Here is a 12,373-nt window from a genome sequence, read left to right on the forward strand (position 1 = left end):
TCGGAAACATCCCTGTTTCCGACAGTTTTGAAACCTTCCACCCACAGCTTTTTCTTCAATTCAGGCCCATGTAGCCTTCACTGCGCTTGGATTACTTATCGCCTGAACCTTCGAGTTTATCCTGTGTACGATTTTCAAAATCACTGGCATCATGCCGCTCGTGCAATTGCTCGGACGGTTCGCCCCAGGTGCGATTGACCATTTTTCCGCGCTGCACTGCGGGACGCTCGCCGATTTCTTTTACCCAGCGATTGACGTTTTTGTAGCTGTGCGCTTCGAGAAACTCTGCGGCGTCGTAGGCTTCGTTGTTGATTACCGCACCGTACCAGGGCCAGATGGCCATATCCGCGATGGTGTATTCCTTGCCGGCAATAAACGGATGCTCCGCCAGCTGACGGTCCAGTACATCCAGTTGCCGCTTCACTTCCATGGTGTACCGGTTGATGGGGTACTCGTATTTCTCCGGTGCATAGGCATAAAAATGCCCAAAGCCACCGCCGAGAAATGGCGCGGCGCCCATCTGCCAGAACAGCCAGTTAAGGGTTTCCGTGCGCTGCTCTGGTGTGTGGGGCAGGAAGGCGCCGAATTTTTCTGCCAGGTACAGCAGGATGGAACCGGATTCGAACACCCGGATCGGTGGGGTGGTGCTGTGATCGACCAGGGCGGGGATTTTGGAGTTGGGATTGATGTCGACGAAACCGCTGCTGAATTGATCGCCTTCGGTGATACGAATCAGGTGGGCGTCGTACTCGGCGCCTTCATGTCCCAAAGCCAGCAGCTCTTCGAGCATGATGGTGGCTTTGACCCCATTGGGTGTGGCCAGAGAGTAGAGCTGCATCGGGTGCTTCCCCACAGACAGGGCCTTGTCGTGGGTGGCGCCGGCGATGGGACGGTTGATGTTTGCGAATTGCCCGCCGCTTTCGGAATCCCACTGCCACACTTTGGGTGGGTTATACACATCCGACATACTGACTCCTGTCTCAATGAAGATTAGATCGACAATTTGGTCGACAAGAGTAACGCTCCGGGCCGGGATATCAAACGTCTGGCAAGTGCTCTAACACCGCGTCAAATGTCTGGTGGTGCTGCAGCACCGCCAACACCTGCGGCAGGGGCTCACTGTAGATGTCCAGCAGGTCGCGCTCGCCCTCGGCGGATGGGGTGTAGGCGAGACTCTCCTGGGGCGGGATGAATTCTGCTGTTACACCGCGTTTGTTGCCGCGTGCGTCAACGCGAAACCAGCCGTATGCCTCGAGATAGATCGCATTCAGCCCGTGCAGGCCATACTTTCCCTGAGCCTCATCCAGCAAAAGCCGCTGGTAGCAGAGTCCGGCGGGTATGCCGTTGGCACGCAGTAACGCCGCCAGCAAGTGACTTTTGGCAAAACAGAAGCCAGTACCCTCGCGCAATACGTCGGAAGCGCGACAGGTCACCGGGTTGAGCTCAAAGTCCCCGCTGTGGCGGATTTCATCGCGCACGAAGCTGAAGCAGTTTCTGGCGGTGCCGAAGCGTGCACCTGACAGGCAGGTGAGTTCACTGGCGATAGCCCGTATGTCCGGGTGCTCCCAGTCGATGATGGCAGAGGGTTGCAGGAATTCTTTCATGGTCGGTCTTTAATGGTCGGTCTTATAAATCAAGAGTCGCCTACAGCAAAAGTGTCATGAACAGACGATTGAGGTCCTTACACAGGATCGGCAAAAGTTGCGAAATTCGGTTGCCACGGGCCATCGTAGATGGGCCCCGTCCAAAGACGTGGTAGGTATGGCAAGTTGAACGCCTATTTCCTCTCGCCCATAATACCGCCCCCTACTCTGGCAACAACAACTTGCAAATTTGCAATCTTTGCGCCACCGCAGCGGATTTGCGCACCAAGCGGTAACTTGAGCCGCCACCGCGAGACTCGACTGCCGGCCTGATGTCCAAATTATGTACAGACGCGGCACCACCCGCCAACTATTGCCGCGATTATGCTGCGCGATCAAGCCCTGCGGGCGGGTACTGCGGGCCGAATGGAATCTCTATGACCGAATTTACCGTCATTCTGCTCTCCACCATCCTGGTGAACAACTATGTACTGGTGCAGTTCCTTGGACTGTGCCCGTTTATGGGCGTCTCAAACAAGCTGGAAACGGCCATCGGTATGGCTGGCGCGACGACTTTCGTGCTCACCCTGGCGGCAATCTGCTCCTACCTGGTGAACACCTACCTGCTCGAACCCTTCGGCATGGAGTACCTGCGCACCATATCCTTCATCCTGGTCATCGCGGTGGTGGTGCAGTTCGCGCGCATGTTTATCGAAAAGACCAGCCCGCTGCTGCACCGGGTGCTGGGGGTCTTTCTTCCCCTGATCACCACCAATTGCGCGGTCCTGGGCGTTGCGCTGCAGAACACTCTGAAAGCCAACAACTTCGTGCAATCCACCCTGTACGGGTTTGGCGCCGCGGTCGGTTTTTCCCTGGTCTTGATCCTGTTTGCCGCCATGCGCGAGCGCCTGGCGGTGGCAGACGTGCCCAAACCCTTCAAGGGCGCGGCCATCGGCATGATGACCGCGGGATTGATGTCTCTGGCCTTTATGGGCTTCAGCGGACTGGTATAAGGAGTAGCGACGATGGATTGGTTGTCTGAAGTATCCACGCCTCTGCTAATTCTCGGGGGCATGGCGCTGGTATTCGGCGCGCTGCTGGGCTTTGCCGCGGTGCGCTTCCGGGTGGAAGGAGATCCGATCGTCGACCAGATCGACGCCATCCTGCCGCAGACCCAGTGCGGACAGTGCGGCCACCCGGGCTGCCGGCCCTACGCCGAGGCCATTGCCAATGGCGAGGCCATCAACAAATGCCCTCCCGGTGGCCAGGCCACCATCAACGAACTGGCCAACCTGCTGGATGTAGAAGCGGTGCCGCTGGATGCGGAGCACGGCGAGGAAGACGTCAAGAAAGTGGCGTTTATCCGCGAGGCGGAGTGCATCGGCTGCACCAAGTGCATCCAGGCCTGCCCGGTAGACGCTATTGTCGGCGCGGCAAAGCAGATGCACACCGTGATCGTGGACGAGTGCACCGGCTGTGACCTGTGCGTGGAACCCTGCCCGGTGGACTGTATCGACATGGTGCCCGTGGAAACTACCCTGCAGGAATGGCACCCGAACAAACCCAGTGATGGAATTCAATTGATCGCCAGCGACCGCCCCGACCTGCACGCCGATGACCGGAGTGCAGCATGAGCCAGTTACAAGAACGCAACCAGCGCGAACCCAGCGACCACCCGTCTGCCGATGAGCGTCGCGCCACTCGCCAGGCCCACCTGATCGCCAGCGAGAAGGCGCGCGATCTATCCCGCGAACTCAAGGTCAACGATTTCCACGGTGGTGTCCATCCGCCGGAGAACAAACACCAGTCCACCGGTGAGCCCATCGGCAGTATTCCCCTGGCAGAGGATCTCGTAGTCCCGCTCAACCAGCATATTGGCGGCACCGCGATTCCCCTGGTGAAACTCGGTGACCAGGTACTGAAGGGGCAAAAAATCGCCGAGGCCGACGGCCTGGTGAGCTGCCCGGTGCACGCGCCCTCTTCGGGCAAAGTGGTCGCCATCGAACCCATGGCGGTGCCCCACCCCTCCGGCATGGTCGCGGACTGCATCCAGATCCGCACCGATGGCCGCGATGAGTGGTGTGCGCTCACTCCGGTGGAAGACTATGCCAGTCGCGATATCGATGACGTACTGGAAAAAATCCGCGACTGCGGTATCGCCGGTATGGGCGGCGCGGGCTTCCCCACCGCGGTCAAGCTGAATCCGCGCGGCGGCGCCACCATCGATACCCTGATCATCAATGGCACCGAGTGTGAACCCTACATCACTGCCGACGATATGCTGATGCGCGAGCACGCCAGCGAGATCATTGGCGGTGTGGAAATACTCGCTCACCTGCTGGACCAGCCGGAGCGGGTGCTGATCGGTATAGAGGACAACAAGCCAGAAGCCATCGCGGCCATGAAACAGGCCGCCGCGGGTACCCGCTTCCACGTGGTGGTGTTCCCCACCAAGTACCCGTCCGGGGGCGAGAAGCAGCTGATCGAAATTCTTACCGGGCGCGAGGTTCCCAACGAGGGGCTGCCCGCCCATGTGGGCATCGTGTGCCAGAACGTCGGCACCGCGCGCGCGGTATTCCGTGCGGTTGCCCTGGGTGAACCGCTGATCAGCCGGGTCACCACCGTCGTCGGTGAATCTCTCGGCCGCCAGCGCAACATCGAGGTACCCCTGGGCACCCCCATCCACCATATCCTCGAGCAGCACGATATCGACCGCAAGCGGCTCCAGCGTATCGTGATCGGCGGCCCGATGATGGGTTACACCATCGAGGACGACGGCGCGCCGGTGGTAAAAACCACCAACTGTATTCTCGCCCCCAGTAAACAGGAACTGCCGGCGCCGCCGCCGGCCCAGGCCTGTATCCGCTGCGGTCTCTGCGCTGAGGCCTGTCCCGCAAGCCTGCTGCCCCAGCAGCTCTACTGGTATGCGCGTGCGGAAGACCGCGAAAAACTGCAGGCGTACAACCTGTTTGACTGTATCGAGTGCGGAGCCTGCTCCTACGTGTGCCCATCGAGTATCCCCCTGGTGCAGTACTACCGCGCGGCCAAGGGCGATATCCGCGAGGCCCGTGCCGAGAAAGAGAAGGCGGATCGCGCACGCGAGCGCTTCGAGTACCGCAAGCTGCGTCTGGAAAAGGCGGAACAGGAAAAAGAAGCCAAGCGACTGGCGCGCAAGAAGGCCGCCGAAGAAGCGCGCAAGAAGCGCGAACAGGAAGCCAACAGTCCGGAAGCCAAAGCCGCGAAACAGGAATCGGACGTGGTGGCTGCGGCGCTGGCGCGGGTAAAAGCCAAACAGGCTGCTCCCGAGCAGGTGCTGGCACGTGCACAGCGCTCCCTCACCAGTGCCGAGCACCGGGTGGAACGCATGCAGAAAAAACTGGCAGAGGCGGAAGAGGCGCAAAAAGCGCCGCTGGAAGCCCAGCTGAAAACTGCCGAGCTGAAATTGAAGGAAGCCCGCGAAAAGCTGGCCGATGCGGAAAAGCAGGCAGCCGATGCACCCGCAAAATCCGGCCAGGAAGATGCCGGAAACGTGCAGAAGCCCCCCGCGCAGCCCTCGGTAACCGAGGACAAGCTCACCGTCGCCGGCGCCTCCTCCAGCGCAGCCGGTGCGGCCATCGAAAAAGCCAAGGCCGCGGCTGCCGCCCGCGCCAGTATGGCGCCGGAAGAAAAACTGGCGAACGAGATCGAGGCGCTGAAAAAACGCGTAGAGAAAGCCGAAGCCCGCCTCGCGAAAGCGCGCAGCGAAGACGATCCGAATACCGGCGCATTCGAAACCGCGCTGGAGAAAATGCAGGACAAGCTGCAGGAAAAACTGGCCGCCCAGCAGGGCTCTGGCAAATAACCCCGGAAGAATCCACTGACGAGCCCCCCGGGAGCGAGTAGAGAAACCCAATGTCCCTGATGCGAGTTACATCCCCCCACGCCCACTCCGGTCAGAGCACCGCCAAGGTGATGCTGCAGGTGGCGGCGGCGACGATTCCCGGCGTGCTGGCGCTGGTAATCTTCTTCGGTCCCGGCGTGTTGTTCAATATCGCCCTGTGTACCGGCACGGCGCTGGTCACCGAAGCCGCGGTCATGAAGCTGCGCGGACGCCCGGTGGGCTTTTACCTGAAGGATTACAGCGCGCTGGTCACCGCGCTGTTACTGGGTATCGCCCTGCCTCCTTACTGCCCCTGGTGGATTCCCGTGATTGGCAGTGTCAGTGCAATCCTACTGGCCAAACAACTGTACGGAGGCATGGGCTATAACCCGTTCAACCCGGCCATGGTGGGTTATGTAGTGCTGCTGATCAGCTTCCCGGTGGAAATGACCCGCTGGGTGGCTCCTGCGGAGCTTATTCACGGCACACCGGGACTCGGTGAAACCTTTTCCCTCATCTTCGGCAACATGAACGTGGACGGTTTTACCCGCGCCACACCGCTGGAAATTGTGCGCCACAACCAGTCCACCATCCTCGCCCAGCTGTACGAAATGGAGCCCATGTTCAGCAAGGGCAACATTGCCGGCGTGGGCTGGGAGATGGCCAACTTCGGTTTCCTGCTCGGCGGTCTGTTCCTGCTGTTCCGTCGCCTGATCACCTGGCATGCACCGCTAGCCATGCTCGCCACACTGGCACTGCTGTCGGTGGTGTTCTATGACGGCGGCAGCTCCTTGAGTGAAGGCTCGCCCCTGCTGCATCTGTTCTCCGGTGCCACCATGCTCGGCGCTTTCTTTATCGTCACCGACCCGGTGAGTGGCTGCACCAGTAACCGGGGACGGCTGGTATTCGGCGCGGGCGTGGGCCTGCTGGTATTCGTTATCCGCGCTTGGGGCGCCTACCCGGACGCAGTGGCGTTTGCGGTACTGCTGATGAACTTCGCCGCCCCCTTTATCGATAACTACACCCTGCCACGCACTTATGGCCACAAGGCTGCGCGCAAGGCAACCGACCTGGAGGAACAGTAATGCTGAAACGCTCCATCGGTAGCAACGCGGCCATTCTGGCCCTGTTTGCGCTGGTTACCGCCGGCACCCTCGCCGTCACACAGATCACCACCCGTGAGCCTATCGAGCGCGCGATCCGCGAAGCGGCCGCCAAGGCTCTGCTGGAGATCATCCCTATAGAGCGCCACAGCAACGACCTGCTGGTTGATACCTATCCCATCCCCAGACAGTACTGGGCTTTGCTGGGCCTGAAACAGGGCGGGAATATCAATCTCGCCCGTGAGGGCGACGGCACCATCGATGCAGTGATTATTCCCACCGTGGCACCGGACGGCTACTCCGGCCCAATTCGCATGCTGGTGGGGGTCAACCGCGACGGCACCATAGCCGGTGTACGCGTCACCAACCACGCGGAGACACCCGGTCTCGGCGACAAGGTGGAAGTGAAAAAGAGCGACTGGATCCTGTCCTTCAACGACAAGTCCCTGGAAGATCCCGGCCGCAATATGTGGAAGGTAGAAAAAGACGGTGGAGCTTTCGACCAATTCACCGGTGCCACCATCACCCCACGCGCCGTGGTCAACCAGGTGCGCAAGGTACTGGATTTTGTGGCCGAACATCAGCAGGAGATTTTCAGCGCGCCGGTATCGAAACGCGCGGTTGAAGTCGAAGCGGCAGAGCCCGAGCAGGAGAAGAACTGATGGCGACCCCGAGCTACAGTGAAATTACCCACAACGGCCTGTGGAAAAACAACCCGGCACTGGTGCAGTTACTGGGCCTCTGTCCGCTGCTCGCGGTGACCGGCTCGGTGGTCAATGCCATCGGTCTGGGCCTTGCCACCACTGCGGTACTGGCCTGCTCTAACCTGGCGGTATCTCTGGTGCGTCACCAGATGCCGGAAACCGTACGTCTACCCGCCTCGGTAATGATCATCGCTACCTTCGTGACCTGTGCGGAATTGTTGATGAAGGCATTCACTTACGAGTTGTACCTGGTGTTGGGTATTTTTATTCCGCTGATCGTGACCAACTGTGCGATCCTCGGCCGCGCCGATGCCTTCGCCAGTAAAAACCCGGTACTGCCATCATTACTGGATGGCCTGATGATGGGGGCCGGTTTCAGCGCGGTCCTCATCGTCATTGGTGCGGTGCGGGAAATTATCGGGCGCGGTACCCTGTTTAGTGATATGGACCTGCTGCTCGGCCCCATTGCCGAAAACTGGACCCTGCCGGTACTCGGGCAGGATTATTCCGGTTTTCTGGTCGCGGTACTTCCCCCCGGCGCATTCCTGGTTGCCGGCCTGTTGATCGCAGCAAAAAATGCCATTGATGCAGGTATCGAGCGTCGTCGTCAGGCCGAGGTCAATATCGTCAAGGGAAGCAAACGCGTCCGCACCACCGGAAAGATCCAGTAAGGTTTATCAAGTCATCCGGGAAGCGATTAAGGCTTCCCGTGCATTCCCGATATTTTCCTCTGCCTTTTGCGACCAATTGATACTTTTCTACCAAATTGTTGTCGTCCCCAAAATAAAAACGACTCCTTTCCCGAAGTATCCTTCAAGTCCAATCCCGTGTAAGCAAGTGTAATGGGATTTACTTCACAAACCTCAATTCTTACGTGGCCAAGGCGCACTACATCGCTAAAATAGCGCCGTCGTTCCGGAATGGCCGACCGGTCAAAAGTATTCGTGGCAATGAGTCTGTGACATTCGTTAGACTTATTGCACAACGATAAAAACAGGACCTTCCGAGAACTGAAAACCAGGCGTGGACAATGAAGTCCGCGTTCCACATATCACGCTATTTTCATCCGGATTTTGTAGTACCTGATTCTCGATAGCTTTCGCTTACTACCGCACAGGAATTCTCGTCAACATGACTTTAGACAATGGAAAGTCTGAACTGGTCTACCATGGGCGTAAAGCCCAGCGCGCCGACAGCCGTCAACGCCGCAAAGCCATTCTCGAAGCGACCCTGCGTCTGATCGTCAAAGAAGGTATCCGCGGTATCCGTCACCGCGCTGTGGCCAAAGAGGCCGCCGTACCGCTGGCTGCGACCACCTATTACTTCAAAGATCTGAACGACCTGATCAGCGACGCTTTTACCTATTTCGTAGAACAAAACATCGATGAAACCCGATCCCTGCGGGAGGAGAGCTTTGACGTCGCCCGTCAGCTGACGCCGGAACAACTCGCCGCCCCCGCCGGGCGCCGCCAGCTGATTCAGCAACTCACCCGTTTCGTGTTAATGCATATCCGCTCCCAGGCCAGCAATCGCGACCATCGGGTGATCGAGCTCGCATTTAAAAACGAAGCGCTGCGTAACGAGCAACTCACCCGCGCCGTTCGTATGGCTAACCAGGCCACGGAAAACATGATCGTGGAATTCTTTGAGCTACTAAAGCTCACAGACCCGGTCGCGGCGGCACAGATCTGTCATGGCACCATTCTAAACTTGGAGTTCCAGGTACTGAGTGCCGCAGTCTCCATCGACTCTCCGCTACTGGAGCGCGCGGTGACCTTGATGGTCAAGGGGCTAATCCCCGCCACCGCAGAAGTTCCCACCGTAAGCCCCCTGAATCAGCCGCAAAACGCCTGATCCCCCCAGGAATTTCCGGCGCAGAGCGTATCCAGTATCTGCGCCGGATTAAGTACCGTTCTCCCCCCCGACATTACCCCGATTCCGGTCTGAGCCACTTCAGGGTTCCCTAAACGTCCGCCACGAGCGAAGCCGCTCCGCCGCGCAGCAATAGCTAGATTTAAATGCAGCGATTTAATCCGACGTCAACGGACTCCCAGACACCATGCAATCCCCCGCACGCAGACCGGGCTCGGTGTTCCGACCGGTCAGGATATTAATCAGCGTATTGGTTCTGCTGATTAGTGGCTGCGATCGACAGCAGAGCCAGAATACCGGTAAACCGGAGTGTGCAGGACCACAGACCGAACAACTATCCGAATCTGGTCAGGCCACACAGGAAACCAAACCGGCTGACAGCACATCTGTCGACGCTGAAGACACCAAAATCTCACTGCTGACGGACCCGGACAGCCACTCGCTTAACCCGGAGCTGGCAGGAGAATGCCCTATTGAGAAAATCGAAAATTACACAGAACCACGTGACTTCGATGCGATCAAGCGACACGGAAAACTGCGTATACTCGTGGATATCGACACTATTGCCTCGTTGCATCGCGCGGCGACCCGCCAGGACCTCGCCAAACAGCACCCGGGCATTGTCATCAAAGTTATGGATACCAACTATGTAGACCTTGCGGTAGAGGTATCCCAAAAAGATATCGACTTCACCATCCTTGATGACGCGGCGCTCAGTCAGGTAATGCAATTCCTCAGCGACCTAAAAAAAACATTATTTTTCCGGAGGAACACCAGGTTGCCTGGGCAATACGCAAGAACTCTCCTCAGTTCATGGATGCCATCAATGAGAAATTCGCCAAATAAAATTGACCCGATCCACCCAGCGTTCCACCGGAGATCTACAGGAAATAAAAGAACGCGGCATACTTCGCGCCGTAACCCGCAATAAACCCGGCAGTAACTTCATGTGGAAAGGGCGGGTGCTTGGCTACGAATTCGAACTGCTGGAAGCCTTTGCCAAAGATCAAGAGCTTCGCCGCCCTCGGACGCCCATCATGCAACTCGCGCACTGTCATCCCAGTAAGAGACGCAGAAAGATTTTACGCCAACTTTTCCGGGTTCCCCGCGATTAACGGCGCCCCTGAAACTGCAGGCTAGACTTCTCATGATTACATCGGATGTTTTACAGAAGTACCATGGAATTGCTTTCTACACGTCACCTGCTCTGCTACCTGATACTCCTGGTAATCTCGCTCTCCGGGTGTCAGCGGGATTCCACCGCCAGCGACCCGCTGCCAGCGGATACCGAAAAATCTGAAACGCAAGAAAGCGCAGGAAAGTCCCCCACCCCAGAAGGTCAATCACGTCAGTCTGGAAACAAGGTGGCCTCAAACGCCACAGATCAGACGGTTGACGCCAGTCAGGAAAAAGAGCCCGCTATGCGTCCGGCGACCAAGGACGACCTTCGCCCGGAAGCAAACTGGCCGCCGGAAACCAGCGGCGAATACCCCATCAATGCCTACCGCAACTACACCGAAAGCGGCGATCTCTCACAGATTCGCAATCACGGAAAGCTGCGAATTCTGGTGGACATCTCCAATACCGACTCCCTCCACCGCGAGGCAACCCAGCAGGATATCGAATTGAGTGAGGCCAAGCGTATGGCCGAACACATCGGACTGGAGCCTGTTGTACTCTACGCGCACAATTTTGATCAACTGGTACCTCTACTGGAGGCGGGCAAAGGGGACATTATTGCCAATAATATGGTGGTGACCGATGCCCGCAGGCAGGAGGTCGACTTTTCTATCCCCACTGCGAATACCGAGCTGGTTCTGGTCTCCCGCAACGACGTCAAGCCGGTCACCGAACCGAATAGCTATAAAGGCAAGACACTCGAAGTAACCAAGGGTACCGCGTATGAAAAATTAGCGCGCGAATTTGTAAAAAAACATCCGGGGGTCAAACTCAAAGTATCCGAAACGAATTATGTCGAGTTGGTGATCCATGTCTCCGAAGGGCATCTCGATTTCACCATTGTAGAAAATCAGGTGTACAACCTGGTTTCCCAGTTCAAGGACAACCTTACCCGAAATCATGTTTTTCCCGATGAGCGCCAGATGGCCTGGGCAATGCGCAAAAACTCCCCCCAGCTGCTGGAAGCAGTAAACGATTTTGTTCGCCACAGCAAGCTGACCCGCACCATCGACCGCTCCGTGGGGGACCTGAATGAGATACGGCAACGCGGTTATATAAGGGTATTGACTCGCAACCATCCCGGTACCTATTACATGTGGAAAGGCCGCATCATGGGCTATGAATACGAACTCGCCCAGGCGTTTGCCAAGGAGCAGAAGCTGCGACTTGAGATTGTGGTCGCCCCTACTCACCAGGACCTGCTTACCATGATCCGTGACGGCAAGGCCGATATCGCAGCGAGCCTGCTGTCCGCCACCGAGCGCCGGGATAACAGCGGTATGGACTTCGGGCGCACCTACATGAAAGAAAAAGTAGTGGTAGTGGGGCGCGACGACGACAAGATCGATAGTCTTGAAGATTTGGCTGGGCGAACCATCTATGTACGTAAGTCCGCCAACCATTACGATGTCGCCATGGAACTCAAAAATCAGGTGCCCGATGTCAAGATTGAACTGGCTCCAGAAGAACTGAACATCCAGCAGATTCTGGATAGAGTGGCAGACAAGGAATACGACCTGGCAATTGCGGACGATGTCTCGGTAAAACTCGAGCACAGTTGGCGAACGAATATTGATGAGCTTATTGATCTGCACGTGGATGACAATGTCTACGGCTGGATGGTGCGGGAAAACAATCCGGAATTACTCAAGGCCATCAACAAGTTCTTCGACAAGAAGAGCACCAAGAAAAAAATGGCAGTGCTGTATACCAAGTATTTTGATTCCCCCAAAAGGACCCGCCCCGAAATCAATGAGCTCAACGCGGACGGCACGATTTCTCCATTCGACAAGTTCGTAAAAAAGTACGCAGAAAAATTTGATTTCGACTGGCGACTTGTAGTTGCGCAGATGTTTCAGGAGAGCACTTTCAACCCCAAAGCCAAATCCTGGGTGGGCGCCCGGGGCCTTATGCAGGTGATGCCCGATACCGGTAAGCAGGTGGGGGAGAAAAACCTGTTCGATCCGGAGACCAGCGTGCGCGCCGGGCTGAAGTACCTGGAATGGCTACATCGTAAGTTCGAGGAAAAAGGTATCAGTCCAGAGAACATGATGTGGTTTACCCTCGCCTCCT

At 57.4% G+C, this 12,373-nt stretch carries 11 protein-coding genes; 9 read left to right on the forward strand and 2 right to left on the reverse strand.

Annotated features, from left to right (window positions below):
• Positions 1-91: 91 nt before the first annotated feature.
• Both yghU and B4U49_RS03530 read right to left on the reverse strand, forming a co-directional pair.
• Positions 92-967, reverse strand: coding sequence for a glutathione-dependent disulfide-bond oxidoreductase (yghU, locus tag B4U49_RS03525; RefSeq protein ID WP_078083196.1), 876 nt, complete (start codon positions 965-967; stop codon positions 92-94).
• A gap of 70 nt (positions 968-1,037) precedes the next feature.
• Positions 1,038-1,604, reverse strand: coding sequence for a transglutaminase-like domain-containing protein (locus B4U49_RS03530; RefSeq protein WP_078083197.1), 567 nt, complete (start codon positions 1,602-1,604; stop codon positions 1,038-1,040).
• A gap of 416 nt (positions 1,605-2,020) precedes the next feature.
• Here B4U49_RS03530 and rsxA point away from each other — a divergent pair, with 416 nt between their 5' ends.
• From rsxA to B4U49_RS03575, 9 genes are all read left to right on the forward strand, one after another.
• Positions 2,021-2,596 carry an electron transport complex subunit RsxA gene (rsxA, locus tag B4U49_RS03535; RefSeq protein WP_078083198.1) on the forward strand — a complete coding sequence of 192 codons (576 nt, stop codon included), beginning with the start codon at positions 2,021-2,023 and terminating at the stop codon, positions 2,594-2,596.
• Between the two features lie 12 nt (positions 2,597-2,608).
• The gene (gene rsxB, locus B4U49_RS03540; RefSeq protein WP_078083199.1) at positions 2,609-3,217 is read left to right on the forward strand and encodes an electron transport complex subunit RsxB; all 609 of its coding nucleotides are present in this window, start codon (positions 2,609-2,611) and stop codon (positions 3,215-3,217) included.
• Positions 3,214-5,424, forward strand: coding sequence for an electron transport complex subunit RsxC (gene rsxC / locus B4U49_RS03545; RefSeq protein ID WP_078083200.1), 2,211 nt, complete (start codon positions 3,214-3,216; stop codon positions 5,422-5,424). The genes rsxB and rsxC overlap by 4 nt, the downstream gene beginning before the upstream one ends.
• 50 nt (positions 5,425-5,474) lie before the next feature.
• The gene (gene rsxD / locus B4U49_RS03550) at positions 5,475-6,527 is read left to right on the forward strand and encodes an electron transport complex subunit RsxD (RefSeq protein WP_078083201.1); all 1,053 of its coding nucleotides are present in this window, start codon (positions 5,475-5,477) and stop codon (positions 6,525-6,527) included.
• Positions 6,527-7,207, forward strand: coding sequence for an electron transport complex subunit RsxG (gene rsxG / locus B4U49_RS03555; RefSeq protein WP_078083202.1), 681 nt, complete (start codon positions 6,527-6,529; stop codon positions 7,205-7,207). Before rsxD ends, rsxG begins: the two co-directional genes overlap by 1 nt.
• On the forward strand, positions 7,207-7,920 hold the full coding sequence (locus B4U49_RS03560) for an electron transport complex subunit E (protein WP_078083203.1): 714 nt from the start codon (positions 7,207-7,209) through the stop codon (positions 7,918-7,920). The genes rsxG and B4U49_RS03560 overlap by 1 nt, the downstream gene beginning before the upstream one ends.
• 460 nt (positions 7,921-8,380) lie before the next feature.
• Positions 8,381-9,103, forward strand: a complete 723-nt coding sequence (locus B4U49_RS03565) for a TetR/AcrR family transcriptional regulator (protein WP_078083204.1) — start codon at positions 8,381-8,383, stop codon at positions 9,101-9,103.
• 205 nt (positions 9,104-9,308) lie between these two features.
• Complete coding sequence (locus tag B4U49_RS18800; RefSeq protein WP_143735507.1) at positions 9,309-10,052, forward strand: hypothetical protein; 744 nt, start codon at positions 9,309-9,311, stop codon at positions 10,050-10,052.
• Positions 10,053-10,299: 247 nt separating this feature from the next.
• Positions 10,300-12,373, forward strand: a 2,074-nt coding sequence (locus tag B4U49_RS03575) for an MltF family protein (RefSeq protein WP_239692460.1), incomplete at its 3' end; no start/stop codon positions are given.

This window comes from Microbulbifer mangrovi (assembly GCF_002009015.1).
GTDB lineage: Bacteria > Pseudomonadota > Gammaproteobacteria > Pseudomonadales > Cellvibrionaceae > Microbulbifer > Microbulbifer mangrovi.

Coding starts and splice junctions, on each gene's coding strand:
- yghU (WP_078083196.1), bottom strand. CDS start 967: ATGTCGGATGTGTATAACCCACCCAAAGTGTGGCAGTGGGATTCCGAA.
- B4U49_RS03530 (WP_078083197.1), bottom strand. CDS start 1,604: ATGAAAGAATTCCTGCAACCCTCTGCCATCATCGACTGGGAGCACCCG.
- rsxA (WP_078083198.1), top strand. CDS start 2,021: ATGACCGAATTTACCGTCATTCTGCTCTCCACCATCCTGGTGAACAAC.
- rsxB (WP_078083199.1), top strand. CDS start 2,609: ATGGATTGGTTGTCTGAAGTATCCACGCCTCTGCTAATTCTCGGGGGC.
- rsxC (WP_078083200.1), top strand. CDS start 3,214: ATGAGCCAGTTACAAGAACGCAACCAGCGCGAACCCAGCGACCACCCG.
- rsxD (WP_078083201.1), top strand. CDS start 5,475: ATGTCCCTGATGCGAGTTACATCCCCCCACGCCCACTCCGGTCAGAGC.
- rsxG (WP_078083202.1), top strand. CDS start 6,527: ATGCTGAAACGCTCCATCGGTAGCAACGCGGCCATTCTGGCCCTGTTT.
- B4U49_RS03560 (WP_078083203.1), top strand. CDS start 7,207: ATGGCGACCCCGAGCTACAGTGAAATTACCCACAACGGCCTGTGGAAA.
- B4U49_RS03565 (WP_078083204.1), top strand. CDS start 8,381: ATGACTTTAGACAATGGAAAGTCTGAACTGGTCTACCATGGGCGTAAA.
- B4U49_RS18800 (WP_143735507.1), top strand. CDS start 9,309: ATGCAATCCCCCGCACGCAGACCGGGCTCGGTGTTCCGACCGGTCAGG.